Source organism: Streptacidiphilus sp. PAMC 29251 (genome assembly GCF_054208735.2).
The window spans coordinates 6,614,538-6,635,456 of record NZ_CM135725.2 but is presented as its reverse complement, the minus strand read 5'-3'; the positions used below and the strand labels follow the sequence as shown (position 1 = coordinate 6,635,456).

Annotated in this window: 15 protein-coding genes and 1 pseudogene; 5 read left to right on the top strand and 11 right to left on the bottom strand. The window is 70.6% G+C overall.

Annotation, left to right across the window (positions count from 1 at the left end):
- Positions 1–189: 189 nt before the first annotated feature.
- From ACXKR8_RS31730 to ACXKR8_RS31695, 8 genes and pseudogenes are all read right to left on the bottom strand, one after another.
- The gene (locus tag ACXKR8_RS31730; RefSeq protein ID WP_458268000.1) at positions 190–1,251 is read right to left on the bottom strand and encodes an ABC transporter ATP-binding protein; all 1,062 of its coding nucleotides are present in this window, start codon (positions 1,249–1,251) and stop codon (positions 190–192) included.
- The gene (locus tag ACXKR8_RS31725) at positions 1,244–2,290 is read right to left on the bottom strand and encodes an ABC transporter ATP-binding protein (RefSeq protein WP_458267999.1); all 1,047 of its coding nucleotides are present in this window, start codon (positions 2,288–2,290) and stop codon (positions 1,244–1,246) included. Before ACXKR8_RS31725 ends, ACXKR8_RS31730 begins: the two co-directional genes overlap by 8 nt.
- A gap of 11 nt (positions 2,291–2,301) precedes the next feature.
- The gene (locus ACXKR8_RS31720; RefSeq protein WP_458267998.1) at positions 2,302–3,330 is read right to left on the bottom strand and encodes an ABC transporter permease; all 1,029 of its coding nucleotides are present in this window, start codon (positions 3,328–3,330) and stop codon (positions 2,302–2,304) included.
- Complete coding sequence (locus tag ACXKR8_RS31715; protein WP_458267997.1) at positions 3,323–4,246, bottom strand: ABC transporter permease; 924 nt, start codon at positions 4,244–4,246, stop codon at positions 3,323–3,325. Before ACXKR8_RS31715 ends, ACXKR8_RS31720 begins: the two co-directional genes overlap by 8 nt.
- A gap of 96 nt (positions 4,247–4,342) precedes the next feature.
- Positions 4,343–5,992, bottom strand: coding sequence for a peptide ABC transporter substrate-binding protein (locus ACXKR8_RS31710; protein ID WP_458267996.1), 1,650 nt, complete (start codon positions 5,990–5,992; stop codon positions 4,343–4,345).
- 336 nt (positions 5,993–6,328) lie between these two features.
- Positions 6,329–8,191: a translational GTPase TypA gene (typA, locus tag ACXKR8_RS31705; protein WP_458267995.1), complete on the bottom strand. Its 1,863-nt coding sequence runs from the start codon at positions 8,189–8,191 to the stop codon at positions 6,329–6,331.
- A 258-nt stretch (positions 8,192–8,449) separates the two neighbouring features.
- Positions 8,450–9,499 (bottom strand): ABC transporter substrate-binding protein, encoded by a 1,050-nt coding sequence (locus ACXKR8_RS31700; RefSeq protein ID WP_462100708.1) that lies wholly within the window; start codon positions 9,497–9,499, stop codon positions 8,450–8,452.
- Between the two features lie 64 nt (positions 9,500–9,563).
- Positions 9,564–9,953: pseudogene (locus ACXKR8_RS31695) on the bottom strand (ABC transporter substrate-binding protein); the annotation flags it as partial.
- A gap of 79 nt (positions 9,954–10,032) precedes the next feature.
- On the opposite strand from ACXKR8_RS31695, the gene ACXKR8_RS31690 reads away from it, so the two are divergent.
- The 5 genes from ACXKR8_RS31690 (at position 10,033) to ACXKR8_RS31670 (ending at position 14,591) form a co-directional block, all read left to right on the top strand.
- Positions 10,033–10,275 (top strand): hypothetical protein, encoded by a 243-nt coding sequence (locus tag ACXKR8_RS31690; protein ID WP_462099928.1) that lies wholly within the window; start codon positions 10,033–10,035, stop codon positions 10,273–10,275.
- Between the two features lie 335 nt (positions 10,276–10,610).
- Positions 10,611–10,961: a hypothetical protein gene (locus tag ACXKR8_RS31685; protein ID WP_458267993.1), complete on the top strand. Its 351-nt coding sequence runs from the start codon at positions 10,611–10,613 to the stop codon at positions 10,959–10,961.
- Positions 10,962–11,058: 97 nt separating this feature from the next.
- Complete coding sequence (locus tag ACXKR8_RS31680) at positions 11,059–11,844, top strand: hypothetical protein (RefSeq protein ID WP_458275127.1); 786 nt, start codon at positions 11,059–11,061, stop codon at positions 11,842–11,844.
- Positions 11,845–11,856: 12 nt separating this feature from the next.
- Complete coding sequence (locus ACXKR8_RS31675) at positions 11,857–13,830, top strand: fumarate reductase/succinate dehydrogenase flavoprotein subunit (protein ID WP_458267992.1); 1,974 nt, start codon at positions 11,857–11,859, stop codon at positions 13,828–13,830.
- Entirely contained in the window at positions 13,827–14,591 is a 765-nt protein-coding gene (locus ACXKR8_RS31670; protein WP_458267991.1) for a succinate dehydrogenase/fumarate reductase iron-sulfur subunit, read from the top strand. Before ACXKR8_RS31675 ends, ACXKR8_RS31670 begins: the two co-directional genes overlap by 4 nt.
- Before the next feature lie 66 nt (positions 14,592–14,657).
- Here the strand turns inward: ACXKR8_RS31670 and ACXKR8_RS31665 are convergent, their stop codons facing one another.
- The 3 genes from ACXKR8_RS31665 to ACXKR8_RS31655 form a co-directional block, all read right to left on the bottom strand.
- Positions 14,658–17,159: a SpoIIE family protein phosphatase gene (locus ACXKR8_RS31665; protein WP_458267990.1), complete on the bottom strand. Its 2,502-nt coding sequence runs from the start codon at positions 17,157–17,159 to the stop codon at positions 14,658–14,660.
- Positions 17,160–17,492: 333 nt separating this feature from the next.
- Positions 17,493–20,318 (bottom strand): SpoIIE family protein phosphatase, encoded by a 2,826-nt coding sequence (locus ACXKR8_RS31660; RefSeq protein WP_458267989.1) that lies wholly within the window; start codon positions 20,316–20,318, stop codon positions 17,493–17,495.
- Between the two features lie 94 nt (positions 20,319–20,412).
- Positions 20,413–20,838, bottom strand: coding sequence for a (deoxy)nucleoside triphosphate pyrophosphohydrolase (locus ACXKR8_RS31655; protein ID WP_458267988.1), 426 nt, complete (start codon positions 20,836–20,838; stop codon positions 20,413–20,415).
- Between the last annotated feature and the right edge of the window lie 81 nt (positions 20,839–20,919).

Below are 20,919 nucleotides of genomic sequence, written 5' to 3'. Positions count from 1 at the left end.
GGCCACGTCACCCCGTCCAGTGGTGCCAGAAAGGAAGATTCTCGCCCCGCGGCCCAACAATGCACGCGAATCTTCCCCAGGCTTCCCCTCCGCCACACGCGAGCATGCCTCAGGAACCACATGGGAATGGGCAAGCAGCGAGCCCCGCACACCCTCGGGGTGTACGGGGCTCGCTGCTGTCCGCGAGGGTCAGCTCGCGCCGACGATGTCCACGTCCTCGGCGAAGTGGCAGGCCGACTCGTGTGCGGCCGGGGTCGGCCGGCCCCGGAAGACCTCGGGGACGGCCAGCAGCGGCACATCGGTCGCGCACTTCTCCTGCGCCTTCCAGCAGCGGGTGCGGAAGCGGCATCCTGACGGCGGGTTGGCCGGCGAGGGGATGTCGCCGGAGAGCAGGATCCGCTCCCGGCCCTCGCGCCCGGACGGGTCCGGCACCGGCACCGCGGACAGCAGCGCCTGGGTGTAGGGATGGGTCGGGTGCTCGTAGATCTCCTCGTCGCTGCCGATCTCGACCATCCGGCCGAGGTACATCACCCCGACCCGGTCGGAGATGTGCCGGACGATGGAGAGGTCGTGCGCGATGAACATGTAGGAGAGGTCGAACTCCTCCTGCAGCTGCTCCAGCAGGTTGATCACCTGGGCCTGCACCGACACGTCCAGCGCCGAGACCGGCTCGTCCGCGATGATGATCTCCGGCTTGAGCGCCAGGCCGCGGGCGATGCCGATGCGCTGGCGCTGGCCGCCGGAGAACTGGTGCGGATACCGGTTGATGTACTCGGGGTTGAGCCCGACCACGTCCAGCAGGTCCTGCACCGCCTTGCGGCGGTCGCCCCTGGGGGCCACCTCCGGATGGATCTCGTACGGCTCGCCGATGATGTCGCCCACGGTCATCCGCGGGTTCAGCGAGGTGTACGGATCCTGGAAGACCATCTGGATGTTGCGGCGGATGGTCTTCAGCGCCTTGCCGGACGCCTTGGAGATGTCCTCGCCCTTGTAGAGCACCTGCCCGGCGGTGGCCCGGTCCAGGTTCATCAGCACCCGGGCCAGGGTGGACTTGCCGCAGCCGGACTCCCCCACGATGCCCAGGGTCTCGCCCCGGTTCAGGTCGAAGGAGACCCCGTCGACCGCCTTGACCGCGCCGACCTGCTTCTTGAAGACGATGCCCTGGTGCAGCGGGAAGTGCTTCTCCAGATCCCGCACCTGGAGGATCGGCTCACCATGCGTGTTCCCACCTGGTACCAGCAGGTCAGCCATGGAGGGTCTCCTTCCAGAAGTGGCAGGCGCTGCCGCGGCCGGGCAGCACGCGCCCGTCGTCCTCGGTCACCGCGTGCAGCGGCGGCACCTCGACGCGGCAGATCTCCTGCGCCTTGGGGCAGCGGGGGTTGAAGGCGCAGCCGGACGGGATCCGCAGCAGGTTGGGCGGCAGGCCCTTGATCGCGTAGAGCTCCTGGCCCTTCTGGTCGAGCCGCGGGATCGAGTCCAGCAGGCCCCGGGTGTAGGGGTGGGCCGGACGCGCGTACAGCTCGTGCACCGGCGCGGTCTCCACGATCCGCCCGGCGTACATCACCGCGATCTTGTCCGCGACGTCGGCGACCACGCCGAGGTCGTGGGTGATCAGGATCAGGCCCATGTTGTACTCGCGCTGCAGATCCTGCAGCAGCTCCATCACCTGGGCCTGGACGGTGACGTCCAGCGCGGTGGTGGGCTCGTCCGCGATGATCAGGTCGGGCTCCAGGGCCAGCGCCATCGCGATCATGACGCGCTGCCGCATACCGCCGGAGAACTGGTGCGGGTACTGGTTCACCCGCTCCTTGGCGGCCGGGATGCCGACCCGCTCCATCAGCTCGATCGCCTTGAGCTTGGCGTCCTTCCGGCTGCTGCCCCGGTGCACCCGGTACATCTCGCCGAGCTGGGTGCCCACGGTGTGGACCGGGTTCAGCGAGGAGAGGGCGTCCTGGAAGACCATCGCCATCTGTGCGCCGCGGACCTTGCGCCGCTCCTCGTTGTTGAGCGTGAGCAGGTCGCGGCCCTTGAAGATGATCTCGCCGCCGGTGACGAACCCGGGCGGGCTGTCCAGGATGCCCATCACGGCCTGCGAGGACACCGACTTGCCGGAGCCGGACTCGCCCAGGATGGCCAGGGTCTCACCGGCCCTGACGCTGTAGTTGACCCCGTTGACGGCCTTGGCCACGCCGTCCCTGGTGCGGAACTCCACGTGCAGGTCGCGGACCTGCAGCAGCGGCGCCGCCTCGGTGTCGCCGGTCCTCGCGCGTGCGGAGACTGCTGTACTCACGTTTCCGCCTCTCAGCGCAGTTTGGGGTCGAGGGCGTCGCGGACGGCGTCGCCGAGCATGATGAACGCCAGGATGGTGATGCACAGCGCGCCGGCCGGGAAGAGCAGCATGTGCGGCGCGTTGCGGAAGGTGTCCGCCGCGGCGGAGATGTCGATGCCCCAGGAGACCGTCGGCGGCTTCAGGCCGACGCCGAGGTACGACAGCGTCGCTTCCAGCGAGATGTAGGTGCCCAGGGCGATGGTCGCCACCACGATGATCGGCGCCAGCGCGTTGGGCAGGATGTGGCGCAGCATCAGCCGGCTGTTCCCCGCCCCCAGCGCGCGGGCCGCGGTGACGTAGTCCTGCTGCTTGGCGGTGATCACCGCGCCGCGGGCGATACGGGCGATCTGCGGCCAGCCCAGCACCACGATGAAGCCGACCACCACCCAGATCGACTGGCTCGGGATGACCGAGAGGAAGACCAGGCCGCCGAGCAGGATCGGGATGCCGAAGAAGATGTCGGCGATCCGGGACACGATCGCGTCGACCCAGCCGCCGAAGAAGCCGGCCAGGCCGCCCATCACCGTTCCCAGCAGCGACGCGCCCAGCGTGGCGAACACGCCGACGGTGATCGAGGCGCGGGCGCCGTGGACGGTGCGGGCGTAGACGTCGCAGCCCTGGGTGTCGAAGCCGAAGGGGTGCCCGGAGGCCGACCCCATCTGGGACTTCGACAGATCGCACTTCAGCGGGTCGGTCGAGTCGAACAGACCGGGCCACACCGCGACCAGCACCAGGAAGATGATCAGCACGCCCGAGATCAGGAAGATCGGGTTGCGGCGGAGCTCGCGCCAGGCGTCCTGCCACAGGCTGCGGGCGACCTCGCGGTCGGTGACCCCGACGGCCTCGGCGGACTGCGGCGGGGTGCGGCTGAGGTCCTCCTTGTCGAGCAGCGGCTGCGCGCCCATCGCCCCCAGCGTGGGGGTCTCCGGGAAGGCGCTGGAGAGCTCGGTGTTGGAGTCGTCGGGGACGCCGGCGGGCTTGTCCGGCTGCTGGTCATGCATAGCGAATCCTCGGGTCCAGGACCGCGTAGAGCAGGTCGACGAGCAGGTTGGCCAGGAGGTAGACCACGACCAGGATGGTCACGAAGCCCACCACGGTCGGGGTGTTCTGCCGGACGATGCCCTGGTAGAGCCAGTAGCCGACACCCTGGATGTTGAAGATGCGCTCGGTCACCAGCGCGCCGCCCATCAGGGCGCCGAGGTCGGTGCCGAGGAAGGTGATCACCGGGATCAGCGAGTTCCGCAGCAGGTGGTTGGTGACCACCCGGCGCCGCGGCAGGCCCTTGGCGGTCGCCGTGCGCACGTAGTCGGCCTTGCTGTTCTCGGCGACCGTGGTGCGGGTGAGCCGGGCCACGTAGGCCAGCGACACCGAGGCCAGCACGAAGCCGGGCAGGATCAGGTCGCCGATCGGCGCGCCGTAGCCCGCCGTGGCGTTGACGATGCCCCACTTCACGCCCAGCAGGTACTGCAGCACATAGCCGATCACGAAGACCGGGATCGAGATGACGGTCAGGGTGAACAGCATCACCAGGGTGTCCACGGACTTCCCCCGGCGCAGCCCGCTGATCAGGCCGAGGCCGATGCCGAGCACCACCTCGATGGTGAAGGCCACCGCGGTGAGCTTGAGCGTGGTCGGATAGGCCGACGCCAGCAGGCTGGTGACGGTCTGCCCGCTGAAGGTGTTGCCGAGGTCCCCGGTGAAGATCCCCTTCATGTAGTGCAGGTACTGCACCCACAACGGGTCGTTGAGCCCGAGTGACTGCCGGAGCTGCGCGGCGACGGCCGGGTCGGGCGCCTTGTCGCCGAACAGCGCGCTCACGGGGTCACCGAGAGCGTGCACCATCGCGAAGATGATGAATGTGGTCCCGATGAAGACCGGGATCATCTGGAGCAGTCGTCTGATGACGTAGCGCCCCATGGAACCTCCAGGGAGTCGGCCGGGCGGCAGCCGGGGCCCCGGTGGGGCTCCCGGCTGCCGCCCTGCGTCGTCTAACAGCAGCCAGCGTTCGGACGACTACTTGTTGACGGTGATGTCGGTGTAGACCGGGACGCTGAACGGGTCCAGGGTCACGTTGCTGACCTTGGCGGACCAGCCCGCGGTGCCGTTCTGGTACCACAGCGGGATCACCGGCATGTCGGTGACCAGCTGCTGCTCCGCGGTACGGAAGTCGGAGACGGCCTTGGTGGTGTCGCCCTCGGCGTTGGCCTGGTCGACCAGCGAGTCGAAGGTCTTGTTGGTCCAGTGCGAGTCGTTGGACGCGGCGCCGGTGTAGTACAGCGGCTGCAGGAAGTCCTGGATCAGCGGGTAGTCCATCTGCCAGCCGGTACGGAAGGCGCCGGTCTCCTGCTTCTTGGTGATCTGGTTGCGGAAGTCGGCGAAGGTGCCCACCGGCTTGCCGACGCAGGCCTTGGTGTTGCCCAGGGTGTTGTTGATGCTGTTGCAGACCGCGTCCACCCACTCCTTGTGCGGACCGTCGGCGTTGTAGCTGATGGTCAGCTGGCCGCCGGGGATGCCGCCGCCCTGGGTGACCAGCTGCTTGGCCTTGGTGGGGTTGTAGATGCAGGCCTCACCGCACAGCCCCTCCTTGTAGCCGCCGGCGTCGCCGAGGACCGGGGAGGTCCAGTCGGTGGCGGGGGTGCGGGTGTCGTTGAAGATCTGCTTGGTGATCGTCGGCCGGTCGATCGCCATCGACAGGCCCTGCCGGACCAGCTTCGCCCCCGCGGTGTTCCAGGCGGCCTGGTACATCGGGAAGGAGATGGTCTGGTTGATGCCGGCCGGCTGGTTGATGTAACGGCCGTTCAGGTCGGTCTTGACGGTCTTCAGCGCGGCGTTCGGCAGCCCGTTGTCGACGTCAAGGTTCCCCGACTGCAGGTCCGCGTAGGCGGCGTTGGCGTCGGTGTAGACCTTGAGGTTGATCCCGCCGTTCTTGGGCTTCTGGTCGCCCGAGTAGGTGGGGTTGGGGCGCAGCTGCATCTGCTGGCTCCTGGCCCAGGAGCTGATCACGTATGGGCCGTTGCCGATCGGCTTGTTCTCCCAGGCGGCCTTGTTGGAGAAGAAGGACTTGGGCAGCGGGTAGAACGCCGAGTAGCCGAGGGTGTCCGGCCAGGTGGAGAACTTGTGGGTGAGCGCCACCGTGAAGGTGTTGTCGTCGACGACCTTCAGCCCGGACATGGTCTTCGCCGTCGGCGCGCCGGTGGCCGGGTGCACGTCGGTGTAGCCCTTGATCGCCGTGAAGAACGGGTCGGTGTTGTTCTGGGCGTTGGGCAGGTAGGTGCCCCAGTTCCAGGCGTCCACGTAGGAGCTGGCGGTCACCGGGGTGCCGTCGCTGAACTTCCATCCCGGCTTCAGCTTGATGGTGAAGTTCTGCTGGTCGGTGGAGGTGACCGACTCGGCGTTGGCGTTCTCGGCCTTGGCGGTCTTGGGGTCGTAGGACTTCAGACCCGTGAAGATCATGTTGAGCACCGCCCCGCCGTTCACCTCGTTGGTGTCGGTCGGGATCAGCGGGTTCTGCGGGTCACCCCACCATGCGTTCACGACACCACTGGCGTTGGCGGCGCCGGAGCTGCCCGAGCCGGAACTGCTGCTACCGCTGCTGCAGGCAGTGGCCGCAAGGGCGATGACGATCGCTCCGACGGCGAACTTGGCGTGCGTGGCTCCACGCATGGACGTGCCTCCTCAGACTACTGACTGTCACCATCGACGATGCTCATGACCAAATGACTTTCTCAGCTTGATCTCACGCCCGCGACAGATATCTCGCAACCCGGACGTAGCCAGGTGGGTGCAAATATTATCAAACGGACAGAGTGATCTGTCACCGGACATCCTGTCACCGATATTCGTATCACCCGCCTCTGACACTCGACCGGTCGCCCCCTACCCAGCGTGATGTGCTCCGAACGCGCGAACGCCGCTGGGCGGCACCCCCGGAAGGGTGCCGCCCAGCGGCGTTCGGGCTACGAGCAGCAGGCCCGCTTGCTGCGACCTACCTGCTACGTGCTACTTGTTGCGGCCGCGGTTACGGCCACGGGTCTGCGCGTCCAGGATGACCTTGCGGATCCGCACGGTCTCCGGGGTGACCTCGATGCACTCGTCCTCGCGGCAGAACTCCAGCGACTGCTCCAGCGAGAGCTTGCGCGGCGGCACCAGGTTCTCGGTGGTGTCGGAGGAAGCAGCACGCATGTTGGTGAGCTTCTTCTCCTTGGTGATGTTGACGTCCATGTCGTCGGCGCGGGAGTTCTCGCCGATGATCATGCCCTCGTACACCTCGGTGGTGGGCTCGACGAAGATCACGCCGCGCTCCTGCAGGCCCATCATCGCGAACGGCGTCACGACGCCCGCGCGGTCGGCCACCAGGGAGCCGTTGTTGCGCATCCGCAGCTCGCCGAACCACGGCTCGTGGCCCTCGAAGATGCTGTGCGCGATACCGGTGCCGCGGGTGTCGGTGAGGAACTGGGTGCGGAAGCCGATCAGGCCTCGGGCCGGGACGACGAACTCCATGCGGACCCAGCCGGAGCCGTGGTTCGTCATGGTCTCCATGCGGCCCTTGCGGACCGCCATGAGCTGGGTGATCGCGCCCAGGTACTCCTCGGGGGCGTCGATCGTCATCCGCTCGACCGGCTCGTGCAGCTTGCCGTTGATCTCCTTGGTGACCACCTGCGGCTTGCCGACGGTCAGCTCGAACATCTCCCGGCGCATGGTCTCGACCAGGATCGCCAGCGCCAGCTCGCCACGGCCCTGGACCTCCCAGGTGTCGGGACGCTCGGTCGGCAGCACCCGGAGCGAGACGTTGCCGATCAGCTCGCGGTCCAGGCGGTCCTTCACCATGCGGGCGGTGAGCTTGTGGCCCTTGCCGTGCTTGCCGACGATCGGCGAGGTGTTGGTGCCGATGGTCATCGAGATGGCCGGCTCGTCGACCGTGATCAGCGGCAGCGCGACCGGGTTCTCCAGGTCGGCCAGGGTCTCGCCGATCATGATGTCCGGGATGCCGGCGATCGCGCAGATGTCACCGGGGCCCGCCCACTCGGCCGGCTTGCGGGTGAGCGCCTCGGTCATCAGCAGCTCGGTGACCTTGACCTGCTTGATCGTGCCGTCGCGCTGGATCCAGGCGACCTGCTGGCCCTTGCGGAGCTCGCCCTCCTCGACCCGGCAGAGCGCGATCCGGCCGAGGAAGTTGTCCGCGTCCAGGTTGGTGACGTGCGCCTGGAGCGGAGCGCCCTCGGTGTACGTCGGGGCCGGGACGGCCGACAGGATGGTGGAGAAGAACGGCTCGAGCGAGTCGCTGTCCGCGGGGACGGTGCCGTTCTCGGGCTTGGTGAGCGAGGCCACACCGTCACGCGCGCAGGCGTAGACGATGGGGAACTCGATCTGCTCCTCGGTGGCGTCCAGATCGAGGAACAGGTCATAGGTCTCGTTGATGACCTCGTCGATCCGGGCGTCCGGACGGTCCGTCTTGTTGATACAGAGGATGACCGGCAGCTCGGCGTCCAGCGCCTTGCGGAGGACGAAGCGGGTCTGCGGCAGCGGACCCTCGGAGGCGTCGACCAGCAGCACGACGGCGTCGACCATGGACAGGCCGCGCTCGACCTCACCGCCGAAGTCGGCGTGGCCGGGGGTGTCGATGATGTTGATGGTCACGACGTCGCCACCACCCTTGGGGTGGTATTTGACGGCCGTGTTCTTCGCGAGAATGGTGATGCCCTTCTCGCGCTCCAGGTCGTTCGAGTCCATCATTCGCTCGTCGAGGTGCTGGTGAGCGGCAAAAGCGCCCGCCTGCTTCAGCATGGCATCGACCAGCGTGGTCTTGCCGTGGTCGACGTGGGCGACGATGGCGACGTTTCGGATGTCATTACGCGTGGGCATACGGGGGTGAATCTCCCGGGTCGTGGGGCGTGGTCGGCGACTTTCAGGCGTGGGCCGCCTCGATGCGCCGACCCTCCCGAGTCGTTCCGCGCCACCTGCCGCCGGTCCACCTGCCGGGCACCACATGCCACGGCTTACCTCCATGGTACGGGGCCGCGCGCACCGGCACCGCCCGCGCCGGTGCCGCAACCCTCCGCAACCGTGCGACCCGCGTCACATTACCGCCCGGTTCGGGGCTTTCGACGGGTGCGGTCGGGGCTACTGGCGGGTGAAGCCGAGGTCCTGGAAGCGCGGGGCGGCGAAGCCGAAGGCCCCGGCATTGGCGACGCCGGCGCGGACCGCGACCAGCTCCGGGCGCTGGAACAGCGGCAGCGAGGGAGCCTCCTGCCAGATCCGCGTGTCCGCCGCGCTGACCAGCTGCGATGCCTTCGCCGGGTCCAGCGAGGAGGCCGCCTGGGCCAGCAGCCGGTCCACCTCGTCGGTGCCGGTGCCGGACAGGTTCTGGCCGTTCACCGCCGCACCGTCCGGGCCCACCTGGGGCTTGCTGAACAGCGCCGCCTCGTCGGCGACCGGGAAGCGCGAGGCCGGCCAGGAGAACAGGGCCAGATCGAAGTCTCCCGAACTGACATGGTCGGCGAAGAAGGAGTCCCCGGAGACCGCGCGGACCTGGACCGGGACGCCGACCTTCGCCAGCTGCGCCGTGAGCAGCCCGGCCACCTGGGCGTCCAGGGCGGAGCCGGACCGGGTGAGCAGGGTGAGCGCCAGCGGGTGGCCGTCCTTGGCCCGGACGGTACGGGCCGCCAGGGCCGGGACGGCGCTCGGGACCGCGCTCTGGGCTGCGGTCGCGGTCGCGGTCGCGGTCGGGCCGGCGGTCGAGCCCGATGTCGGCGAGCCGCCGGCGCCGGCGGACGGCAGTGCCGCGTCGCCCTTGGCGGCGGTGACGGCGCCGCCGAGGCTCCAGCCGGCCGCGTCCAAGTGCCGGCTCGCGTTGTCGGGGCCCGCGGCGAGGGCGGAGCTGTCGTCCTCGTAGCCCTGCTGGTCGGCCATCACCAGATGGCTGCCGAGCGCCACCGCAGGCAGGCCGAGCGGGGTGAGCACGGCGTCGGCGATCTGGGTCCGGTCGACCGCCTGGGCCACGGCCCGGCGCAGGTCCGGGTCGGCCAGCGGGCCGCGGCCGCCGTTCAGGGTGAGCTGGACGTAGGCGGGGGCGGAGGCGGTGTGCAGGGCGATCCCGGGGACGGCCCGGGCCTGCGCCTCGGCGGGCGCCCCGCCGTCCTCGACCGCGCGGCTGAGGTCGGCGACGTCCAGCTTGCTTGCCGGCCCGCAGCGCGGCGGTGCGGGCGTCCGGGGCGACCGCGGTGAAGTCGATGGCGTCCAGCTTGGCCGGGGCGCCCCACCAGTGCGGATTGCGGACCACGGTGACCGTGCCGGCCGCGGCGGACTTCAGCGTGAACGGGCCCGCGTCGGCCGCCAGCCGGGTCCGCGAGCCCTCGTTGAAGGCGGTGGCGGTGCTGGTGGCGGCGGCCGGGTAGAGCGGGGCGAAGAGGCCCTTCCAGGGCCCGTAGGGCTTGGCGAAGACCACCTGGACGTCGGCCGGGGTGGCCCCCTGGCTGATCGAGGCGATGCTGTCGTAGCCGGCCGTGCGGGCGGTCCAGTACGCCTGGTCCTGGCCGCTGAGCGCGTGCCACTGGGCGGTGAAGTCGGCGGCGGAGAGCGGCTTGCCGTCGCTCCAGACCGCCTTGGGGTTGAGGTGGTAGACCACGGTCTGCGGGCTCTTGGACGTCTGTTCGACCCCGCTGAGGTAGTCCGGGTCGGGGCTGGCGACGGCGTGCTCGTCCTGGGTGAACAGGGTCGGCAGCACCGCCGAGGCGACCAGTGCGGTGTCGTCGGTGGCGTCCGCCTGGAAGGCGTTGAAGGTGGTCGGCACGGCGTCGACGGCCCAGCGCAGGGTCCCGCCCTGGACCACTGCGGCCCGGTCGGCCTTGACCAGGTCGGCGGCCCTGGCGCTGGGACCGCCGCCGCCGGAGCAGGCCGCGAGGGTCACCCCGAGGGCGGCGCAGGCGACGACGGCGAGCGTGCCGTAGGGGCGGGGGCGACGGGACACAGTGACCTCATACCTTCGCGTGCGCACATATAGGCACATCTGCTGGTTATTAGGACGGGACGCCCCACCACTGAAGTGCACCGCTCGAACCCAGGGCGCCCGACACGGCTGCAGGGGCCGACAGCGTCACCCGTTCGGGGCAGCGGTCGCGGTGCGGGCAGGGCGCGCGGGGGCCCCGCGGGCCCGGGAAATCCCGCCAATCCTGCGCTAGCCCTTCCCAGCGGCCTGTGATCGGGGACACACTCGCTTCCGCACCACTGCCTGACGGCACATCAGAAATGTTGATCAGTACGTACGTGCGGAGGTGGCATCGTCATGCCCTCGACTCCTTCTACACCGGACGGCGCGCCCCTGGTCGAGGCCGGGCGCTGCCTCGAGGCACTGGACCGTGCGCTGCTCGCGGCGCAGGACGGACTCGGCAGCGGGCTCGACGTACGACGGGTCAGGACCGACCTGGTGCACCTGCGGGAGAGCCTGGCCCTGCTCTGCGACGCGGTGGCGGCAGCGCCCGTCCCGGCCCAGGCCTCGGCCGTGCCGGTTTCGGCCGTGCCGGCTTCGGCCTGGGCGCCGCGGCCGCAGGCCATGGTCGACGTCCCCGACACCCCGTACGACCCGGCGATGTGGACCGACGCCGACGACGAAGGAATCGGCTGCCGTCACCGCTGAGCGGTCGGGCAGCTACCAGCAGGAGGAAGAGAGCAGAGTGACGACCGAGATCCGGCCACCGGAGACCCCGTCCAGCCCAGAACCGCCGGGACGGGGGATCCACTCCCCCGGGCGGGCGTCCATCGCCGCGCGACATCTGCGCACCGACCGCTGGTGGGTACCCCAACTCGCCACAGGGCTGGGGCTGCTGGCGTTCGTCGTCTACTCCACCTGGCGGGCCTTCTGGGGCCTGCACACCTCCTACGCGGCCCCGTACGTCTCGCCGTTCTACTCGCCCTGCCTCGCGGCCAACTGCCCGTCCATGCCGGGCGGCGCGGACTGGGCGCTGTTCGGCAGCTGGTGGCGGCTCTCCCCGGCGCTGATCGTGCTGATCTTCCCGCTCGGCTTCCGGATGACCTGCTACTACTACCGCAAGGCCTACTACCGGGCCTTCTGGTCCTCCCCGCCCGCCTGCGCGGTGGCCGAGCCGCACGCCAAGTACAGCGGGGAGACCCGCTTCCCGCTGGTGCTGCAGAACATCCACCGCTACTTCTTCTACTTCGCCATCGTGGTCGCCGGGATCCTGACCTTCGACGCGGTGCTGGGCTTCCGCAACGCCGCCGGGCAGTGGGGGCACGCCGGCCTCGGCACCCTGGTGCTGCTCGTCAACATCGTGCTGATCTGGGCGTACACCCTCTCCTGCCATTCCTGCCGGCACATCGTCGGCGGCCGGCTGAAGCACTTCTCCAAGCACCCGGTCCGGTACCGGGCGTGGAACTTCGTGGGGAAGCTGAACGCCCGCCACATGCAGCTGGCCTGGGCCTCGCTGATCAGCGTCGGGGTCGCCGACTTCTATGTGTACCTGGTCTCCAGCGGTGCTTTCACCGACCCCCGCTTCTTCTAAGGACTGAACTGAATGACTGAGGTGGAGCGCCACACGTACGACGTGGTCGTGGTGGGTGCCGGAGGCGCGGGGCTGCGGGCCGCGATCGAGGCCCGCGAGCAGGGCATGCGCACCGCGATCATCTGCAAGTCGCTGTTCGGCAAGGCCCACACGGTGATGGCCGAGGGCGGCATCGCCGCCAGCATGGGCAACGTCAACTCCGACGACAACTGGCAGACGCACTTCCGCGACACCATGCGCGGAGGGAAGTTCCTGAACCACTGGCGGATGGCCGAGCTGCACGCCCAGGAGGCCCCGGACCGGGTCTGGGAGCTGGAGACCTGGGGCGCGCTGTTCGACCGCACCAAGGACGGCCGGATCTCCCAGCGCAACTTCGGCGGGCACGAGTACCCCCGGCTGGCGCACGTCGGGGACCGGACCGGGCTCGAACTGATCCGCACCCTGCAGCAGAAGATCGTCAGCCTGCAGCAGGAGGACTTCAAGGAGTACGACGACTACGAGGCCCGGATCCGGGTCTTCCAGGAGTACACCGTCACCCGGGTGCTGAAGGATCGCAGCCCCAAGGGCGCCGACCGGGTCAGCGGGGTCTTCGGCTACCAGCGGGAGTCGGGGCGGTTCTTCACCATCGAGGCGCCCTCGGTGATCCTGGCCACCGGCGGCATCGGCAAGTCCTTCAAGGTGACCTCCAACTCCTGGGAGTACACCGGCGACGGGCACGCCCTGGCGCTGCTGGCCGGGGCCAACCTGCTGAACATGGAGTTCGTGCAGTTCCACCCGACCGGCATGGTCTGGCCGCCCTCGGTGAAGGGCATCCTGGTCACCGAGTCGGTCCGCGGCGACGGCGGGGTGCTGCGCAACAGCGACGGCAAGCGCTTCATGTTCGACTACATCCCCGACGTGTTCCGGGCCCAGTACGCCGAGACCGAGGCCGAGGGCGACCGCTGGTACGCCGACCAGGCCAACAACCGGCGGCCCCCCGAGCTGCTGCCCAGGGACGAGGTGGCCCGCGCCATCAACTCCGAGGTCAAGGCCGGCCGCGGCACCCCGCACGGCGGCGTCTACCTGGACGTCTCCACCCGGCTCCCGGCCGAGGAGATCCGGCGCCGGCTGCCGTCGATGCACCACCAGTTCAAGGAACTGGCGGACGTCGACATCACCGCCGAGCCGATGGAGGTCGGCCCGACCTGCCACTACGTGATGGGCGGGGTCGAGGTCGACCCCGACACCGCCGCCGCGTCCGTCCCCGGCCTCTACGCGGCCGGCGAGGTGGCCGGCGGGATGCACGGCTCCAACCGGCTGGGCGGCAACTCGCTCTCCGACCTGCTGGTCTTCGGCCGCCGGGCCGGACTGCACGCGGCCCTCTACGCGGCGGCGCTGGCCGAGCGTCCCGAGCTCGACCAGGAGCAGATCGACGCCGCCGCGGCGGAGGCGCTGGCGCCGTTCGAGGGGGTGGACGGCGAGGGCCCGGTGGAGAACCCCTACACCCTGCACCAGGAGCTCCAGCAGACCATGAACGACCTGGTCGGCATCATCCGCCGGGAGGGCGAGATGGCGGAGGCGCTGCAGCGGCTGGCCGGGCTGCGGGAGCGGGCCGAACGGGCCGTGGTCGAGGGGCACCGGCAGTTCAACCCCGGCTGGCACCTGGCCCTGGACCTGCGCAACATGCTGCTGGTCTCGGAGTGCGTGGCCCGGGCGGCCCTGGAGCGCACCGAGAGCCGGGGCGGCCACACCCGCGAGGACCACCCGGCGATGGACAGCAGTTGGCGCAAGGTCAACCTGATCTGCTCGATCGCCGACAAGCCCTCGGCCGAGGGCCAGATCAGCCTGCAGCACAAGGACAACCCGCCGATCAGGGCCGACCTGCTCAACCTGTTCGAGAGCAGCGAACTGAAGAAGTACCTCACCGAGCCGGAACTGCCCTCGGCGGACGTTCCCGAGCAGCGCACCACCACAGACGCCGACGTCCCGGACGGAGCCGAGCAGTGAGCTACCAGGCCAACTTCCGCGTGTGGCGCGGCGACTCATCCGGCGGCGGACTCGAACCGTACGAGGTCGAGGTGAACGAGGGCGAGGTGGTGCTGGACATCGTGCACCGGCTCCAGGCCACCCAGACGCCGGACCTCGCGGTCCGCTGGAACTGCAAGGCCGGCAAGTGCGGGTCGTGCAGCGCCGAGGTCAACGGGCGGCCCCGGCTGCTGTGCATGACCCGGATGTCCACCCTGCCGCCGGACGAGCCGGTCACCATCACCCCGATGCGCACCTTCCCGGTGCTGCGGGACCTGGTGACGGACGTGTCCTTCAACTACACCAAGGCCAGGGAGGTCCCGAGCTTCATCCCGCCGGCCGGCCTGAAGCCGGGCGAGTACCGGATGCAGCAGGCGGACGTGAACCGCTCGCAGGAGTTCCGGAAGTGCATCGAGTGCTTCCTCTGCCAGAACACCTGCCATGTGGTCCGGGACCACGAGGAGAACAAGCCGTCCTTCTCCGGTCCGCGGTTCCTCATGCGGGTGGCAGAGCTGGACATGCACCCGCTGGACGCGGCGGAGGAGGCCGGTCTGGACCGGAAGCGGACGGCGCAGGAGGAGCACGGGCTGGGGATGTGCAACATCACCAAGTGCTGCACCGAGGTGTGCCCGGAGCACATCAAGATCACGGACAATGCGCTGATTCCGCTGAAGGAACGGGCGGTCGACCGGAAGTACGATCCGCTGGTGTGGTTGGGGTCGAAGATCTCGCGTCGGAAGTAGTTGCTGTCTGCGGGGAGCTGCACGGCGGTGGGGGTTGCCGTTCGCGCAGTTCCCCGCGCCCCTGGGCTAGGTCCGGGGCAGGCCGAGTTCGAACCAGACGGTTTTGCCGGAGGGCGTCCGGCGGCTGCCCCAGCGGTCGGCGAGCATGCTGACCAGTTGCAGGCCGCGGCCGCCCTCGTCGGTGTCCCGGGCGCGCCGCTGCCGGGGCTGGGCGTAGCCGTTGTCCCAGACCTCGCAGACCAGCTTGGTGTCCCGGAGCAGCCGCAGCCGGATGTCGCCCCGGCCGTGCCGCAGCGCGTTCGTGGCCAGCTCGCTGACCAGCAGCTCGGTGGTGTCGATCAGATCGTCCAGGCCCCGGGCCAGCAGCCAGCCGCAGGCGAGTTCGCGGGCGCGGGCCACCGAGGTGGGCTCGGACGGCAGGGTCCAGTCGCCGACCGCGTCGGCGGGCAGCGCGTGCACCCTGGCCATCAGCAGCGCGATGTCGTCCTCGCCGTGGTGCGGGTCGAGCGCGGTGAGCAGGTGGTCGCAGAGGTTCTCCAGCTCGCGCGGCGGCCCGGACAGGGTCTCCCGCAGCGCGGAGAGGCCCTCCTCCAGCTGGTGCTTGCGGGATTCGACCAGGCCGTCGGTGTAGAGGCCGAGCAGGGCGCCGTCCGGGATGTCGACGGTCACCTCCTCGAAGGGCTCGCCGCCGACGCCGAGCGGCAGCCCCGGCGGGACGTCCAGCATCAGCGCCTCCTCGCCCGGGATGACCAGCACCGGCGGGAGGTGGCCCGCGTTGGCGAAGGTACATCGCTGGGTGACCGCGTCGTAGACGGCGTAGACGCAGGTGGCGAGGTAGAGCTCGACCCGGTCGGAGTCGTCCGTGTCGTCGTCCCCGTCGCCGAGTCCGCGGGCGATCTCGTCCAGGGCGGTCAGCACCTCGGCCGGGTCCAGGTCGAGCATGGCCAGGGTGCGGACGGCGGTCCGCAGCTGGCCCATGGCGACGGCGGCGCGCAGGCCGCGGCCCATCACGTCGCCGATCACCAGCGCGGTGCGGTTGCCCGGCAGCTGGATGATGTCGAACCAGTCGCCGCCGACCTCGGTGCCGCTGCTGCCGGGGCGGTAGCGGCAGGCGATCTCAAGACCGGACGCGGCCGGGCTGCCCGGGGGCAGCAGGCTGCGCTGCAGGATCAGCGCCCGCTCGTGCTCCCGGCGGTAGAGCCGGGCGTTGTCGATGCAGACGGCGGCGCGGGCGACCAGCTCGGTGGCGATGGCCACGTCCCTGGCGTCGAAGGGCTCGCTGCCCTTGGCCCGGGACAGCTGGACCAGGCCGAGCACGGTGTCCCTGGCCACCATCGGCACGATCACCGTGCTGGCGATCATCGGGTCAGGGTCGGGGGTTCCGGTGCTGGTCAGGGTGACGCTGCGGCCGGTGCGCAGCGCCTTGGCGTACGGGGAGCGCGGCGGGTAGCAGAAGTTGCCGCCGATCTCCGCGCGCGGCCCCTGCTGCCCGGTGCCGGGGTTGAGCAGCGAGGTGTGCGAGACGGTGCTGGCCGAGGCCACCCGGCGCAGCTCGCCGGCCCCGTCCGCCCGTCCCAGCTGCAGCCCGAGGCCTGGGTCGGTGTCGGCGGCCAGGACGCCCTGGTAGAGGTCCACCGAGGCCACGTCGCAGAAGCCGGGGACGGTGACGTCCAGCAGCTCGCGGGCGGTGGTCTCCAGATCCAGGGTGGAGCCGATGTGCGCCCCGGCCTCGTTCAGCAGGGCCAGGCTGCGGCGGGCGCTGGCGGCCTCGCGCTCGGCCCGCTGGCGGCCGGTGACGTCGGTGACCTGTCCGGCCACGCCCATCGGCCGGTTGCTGGCGCTGAGCAGCCGGTAGAGCGAGATGGACCAGCGGCGGCGGCCCGGCTTGGTCGGCACGGTGCCGTTGAAGCGCAGGTCGACCACCGGGTCGCCGGACTCCATCACCGAGGTCAGCGCCTGGTGCAGCCGGTCCGCCTCGGGGCGCGGCAGCAGGTCGTGGATGGTGAGGCCCTGGAGCGTGTCCGGGGTCATCCCGAGGCCCTCGGCGAAGCTCTCGTTCACCCGCTGCACCGTGAAGTCCTGGTCGAACAGGACAAAACCGGTCGGAGCCTGGCCGAAGACCGCCTCGGAAGCGGCCAGATCGGTCTCGATCCGACGCAGCTTGCGCAGGTCCACGGCCATGCAGACCACGCCGTTGCGGCCGTCCTCACCCCGGGCCGGCATCAGGTAGAGCTCGGCGACGCTGTCGTGGCCGTCGCTGTCGCGGTAGGGGGCGGTGCCCACCCACTCCTGTCCGGCCAGGATCTCGGCCATCCGCTCCCGGCCGCGCCGCCACAGCTCGCGCGGGGCGAAGCTGGTCACCGGGTCGTGGCCGACCGCCTCCTCGGCCGGGATGCCGAAGAACTCGGCGGCGCGGTCGCTCCACTGGCTGATCAGGCCGTCGGCGCCGATGGAGAAGGCCGCGACCCGTATGTAGTCGTAGATCGAGCCGGGCTCGCCGTGGCCCCAGTCTTCGATGTTCGGGGTCTCGATGCTGGGGGTCTCGACCGTGGAGATCTCGTGGTCCATGGCATCCGATCGGCCTTCGGCTGCCGGGTGCGGAACTCCGCCCCGCGCAGGCTCCCGCTGTTCCCGGTCATGCTTCGCGGGCCCTGGGCCCGTTCCGCTGCCCAGAGACGCCCCGCGTGTCGGCATTTCGCTCAACTGCCCGACTCCTCCAGCCATCGGCACCTGGATGTCGCTGGTCCGAGTATTCATCATCTCGGCACGGCAGCACACGTCTCAGGGGTACACAACATCAAATCGAGGTAAGGAATTGCCATATCTGTCTAAGTGCGCTCATCCGGGGGCAAGAACTGGTGGCGCGGGGTTGGGACGGCTACGGGACCGGAACCCTACGCCTCAGTCAACCGGAACGGGAGGGGCTGCGGGTAGCACCTGTTCGAACCAGACCACCTTTCCTGCCCCTTCCGCCCTGGTGCCCCAGCTGTCGGCCAGTTGGTGGACCAGCTGCAGACCGCGCCCGCCCTCGTCCGTCCCGGCCGAGACCCGCTCCAGCGGCGGGTCCGGCAGCGGGTCGGAGACCTCGACCAGCAGCACCCGCCCGGTCCGGCTCAGCCGTAGCCCGATCGGGGCCTCCGAGTAGCGGACGGCATTGGTGACCAGCTCGCTGACCAGCAGCTCGGTGGTGTCCAGCAGGGCCGGCAGGCCCCACTCGACCAGGACCGAACGGATCAGCCGACGGGAGCGCGAGGCGGCGGTGGGCACGGCGGTGAGGATCCAGGAGACGCTCTCCGTGCCGGTCTCCGCGCCCGCGCCCGTTCCCGCGCCCGGCTCCCGGCCCGTCTCTGCGCCCGTCCCCCCGGCCGCTGCCGGGAGCGAGCTGCCGAGCCGGGCCAGCAGCAGTGCCACGTCGTCCGGCTCCTGCCCGCGCTCCAGGGTGCTGACCACCCGGTCGCAGGCCTGCTCCACCGAATCGAACGGTTGCTCCAACAGGGTGCACAGCCGCTTGATGCCCACGTCGATGTCCTCGGTCCGCGACTCGACCAGGCCGTCCGTGTAGAGGACCAGCAGGCTGCCCTCGACCACCGTCAGTTCCACCGAGGCGAACGGCACCCCGCCGACGCCCAGCGGCGTGCCCGAGGGCAGGTCGAGCACCTGGGCCGGCTCGCCGGGCACGATCAGCAGCGGCGAGGTGTGCCCGGCCTTGGCCAGCACCAGCCGTCGGGTGGCCGGGTCGTAGACCGCGTAGACGCAGGTGGCGATGAGCGCCTCCTCCGGGCCCTGGGCCAGGTCGTCGGCCAGGTCGTGGACGTGCTGCAGCAGCACGTCGGGCGGCAGGTCCAGCATGGCCAGGGTACGGACGGCGGTACGCAGCCGTCCCATCGTCGCCGCCGCCCGCAGCCCGTGGCCCATCACATCGCCGACCACCAGCGCCACCCGGTCGCGCGGCAGCGGGATCACGTCGAACCAGTCCCCGCCGACCTCGGTCCCGCTGCTGCCGGGCACGTAGCGGTAGCCGATCTCCACCCCCGGCGGCTGAGGCACGGTCTGCGGCAGCAGGCTGCGCTGCAGCATCAGCGCGGCGGCCCGCTCCCTGGCGTAGAGCCGGGCGTTGTCCAGCGAGGACCCGGCCCGGTCGGCCAGCTCCCCGGCGAAGGCCAGCTCGTCCCGGTCGAAGCCCTCGCGCCGGCCGGCCCGGCTCAGCACCATCAGTCCGAGCACGATGCCGCGCGCCCGCAGCGGCACCACCAGCATCGAGTGCACGCCCAGCTCGTACGCCGCCCTGACCCGGGGGTCCGCCTGGTTGGTGGTCTCCTCCAGCAGGGCCGGCGACTCCAGCTGCTCGGCCAGGCCGCTGCGCAGCACCCGGGCGAACAGCGAGCTCTCGGCCATCTCGATGCCGGCCCCCGGGGTCATCATGGCGTCGACGGTGGCGCTGGGCTCGATCGCCGCGGTGCCGGTCATCACCAGCGGGGTGAGCCTGGTGTGGGTGTGCCGGGGCAGGTCGTCACCGTCGGCGACGGCCTGCAGCAGCACCACCCCGGCGTAGTCGGCGAGCGCGGGGACCAGGGCCGCGGCCAGCTCCTCGGCGATCCGGCGGACGTCCAGCAGATCGCCGATGCGGGTGCCCAGCTCGTTCAGCAGGGCGAGCCTGCGGCGGGCGTGCTCCACCTTGGCGACCGCGCGGTAGCGGTCGGTGACGTCCATGATCATGCCGGTGACGCCGAGCACCCGGCCGGCCCGGTCCTGCAGCCGGGAGTAGGAGATGGAGCGGTAGCCGGCCCGGCGCGGATTGGGCCCGGCCACGGTCAGGTCGATCACCGGTTCGCCGGTGGCCAGGACCTGCCGCTGGATCGCGGTCACCTCGTCGGCCGCGCCCTCCGGCAGGGTCTCGCCGGTGGTCCGGCCCAGGTGGTCGGCGACCGGGATGCCGTTCATCCGGGCCAGCGTCTCATTCACCCGGACGTAGCGGAGCTGCTGGTCGAACACCGCGATACCCAGCGGGGACTGCTCGAACAGCGCGTCCTGGAGGGCGAGGTCGTGCTCGACCGCGCTGAGCCGCTTGGCGTCGGCGAGGCGCACCAGCAGGTAGGAGACGGCAGCACCGTCGTGCAGCAGGGAAACACGGGCGTCGAGCACCACCTTGGCGCCGTCCCGGTGCCGCAGCACCACGGGACCGCGCCAGCCGCCCTCGCGGACCACCAGGGCGATGATCTCCTGACCCCGGCGGAGCAGGTCGGCGTCGTCCCCGGCCAGGACGTCCAGACCCCGTCCGACCAGGGTGTCGCTGCGCCAGCCGAGGAGCTCCTCGGCGGCTGGGCTCCACAGCACGATGGTGCCGGCGGTGTCCATCATGGCGATGGCCACCCGGACCTCGTCGAGCAGGCCGCCGGGGAGGCTGCCCAGGGCCTTGTCCGTCGGGCTCTGGGTCTGGTTCTGGGCCTGGTTCTGGGCCTGGTTCTGGCCCTGGCTTTCGCCCTGGGTCTCTCCCGGGTTCAGGCCTGCGGCGGGGGTCGGCGACTGGGACGGGTCCGGCGGCGGTCCGACCGGGAAGGGCTCAGGACGGCGGGACCGGAGCTCGGTCGGGGTGGGCGCAGGTGTGGCGGACGGCGGGACGGGGGATGCTGTGGCCGACTCGTCCGGGCGCGACCGGGGGGAGAGCGCACGCCTGCGCAGACGTGCGCGAGCGGCTGCGGTGCTGGGCCTGCGGCGTGGCTCCCTCACGTACTTCCCGTCCGAATCGCGGCGCGGGCCACCGCTCAGGGGCAGCCGAATACTGACATACCCGTTCAAACATGGCTCTACCCCGCCGTACGGGTCAAGTTGCAAGTCGCTTCGCGACGGCGGGCAGGGCGAAGCGGTCCTGGTCCAGCCAGTCGACGTCGTCCAACTCGGCGGCGGAGAGCCAGCGCAGCTCGGAGTGGTCCTGCAGCGGGGCCGGGGTGCCGGACACCAGCTCGGCGGTCCAGATGTGCAGCTCAAGCCCGGCCCGGACCGGCCAGGCGCCCGGGATCCGGGCCAGCGCCCGCGCCTCCACCCCGAGCTCCTCCCGCAGCTCCCGGACCAGGGCCTGCGCCGGGGTCTCGCCCGCCTCGACCTTCCCGCCGGGGAACTCCCAGCGCCCGGCCACCTCGGCCGGGGCGCTGCGCCGGGCGGCCAGCACCTGGCCGCGGGCGAGCAGGGCCCCGCCGACGACGATGCGGGGGGCTGAAGGCGAGGCCGGGCGTGGGGTGGGCTGCGTCATGGGACGAGCGTAGGCGGCGAAAACAGTCGGGCCCGCCTCCGTGGGGGATGAAGGCGGGTCCGACGCTTGCGGGGGTGGTGC

Bases quoted from the DNA above. Each gene is read 5' to 3' on its own strand.
- ACXKR8_RS31730 (WP_458268000.1), bottom strand. From the start codon at position 1,251: ATGGCTGACCTGCTGGTACCAGGTGGGAACACGCATGGTGAGCCGATC.
- ACXKR8_RS31720 (WP_458267998.1), bottom strand. From the start codon at position 3,330: ATGCATGACCAGCAGCCGGACAAGCCCGCCGGCGTCCCCGACGACTCC.
- ACXKR8_RS31715 (WP_458267997.1), bottom strand. From the start codon at position 4,246: ATGGGGCGCTACGTCATCAGACGACTGCTCCAGATGATCCCGGTCTTC.
- ACXKR8_RS31710 (WP_458267996.1), bottom strand. From the start codon at position 5,992: ATGCGTGGAGCCACGCACGCCAAGTTCGCCGTCGGAGCGATCGTCATC.
- typA (WP_458267995.1), bottom strand. From the start codon at position 8,191: ATGCCCACGCGTAATGACATCCGAAACGTCGCCATCGTCGCCCACGTC.
- ACXKR8_RS31685 (WP_458267993.1), top strand. From the start codon at position 10,611: ATGCCCTCGACTCCTTCTACACCGGACGGCGCGCCCCTGGTCGAGGCC.
- ACXKR8_RS31675 (WP_458267992.1), top strand. From the start codon at position 11,857: ATGACTGAGGTGGAGCGCCACACGTACGACGTGGTCGTGGTGGGTGCC.
- ACXKR8_RS31665 (WP_458267990.1), bottom strand. From the start codon at position 17,159: ATGGACCACGAGATCTCCACGGTCGAGACCCCCAGCATCGAGACCCCG.
- ACXKR8_RS31655 (WP_458267988.1), bottom strand. From the start codon at position 20,838: ATGACGCAGCCCACCCCACGCCCGGCCTCGCCTTCAGCCCCCCGCATC.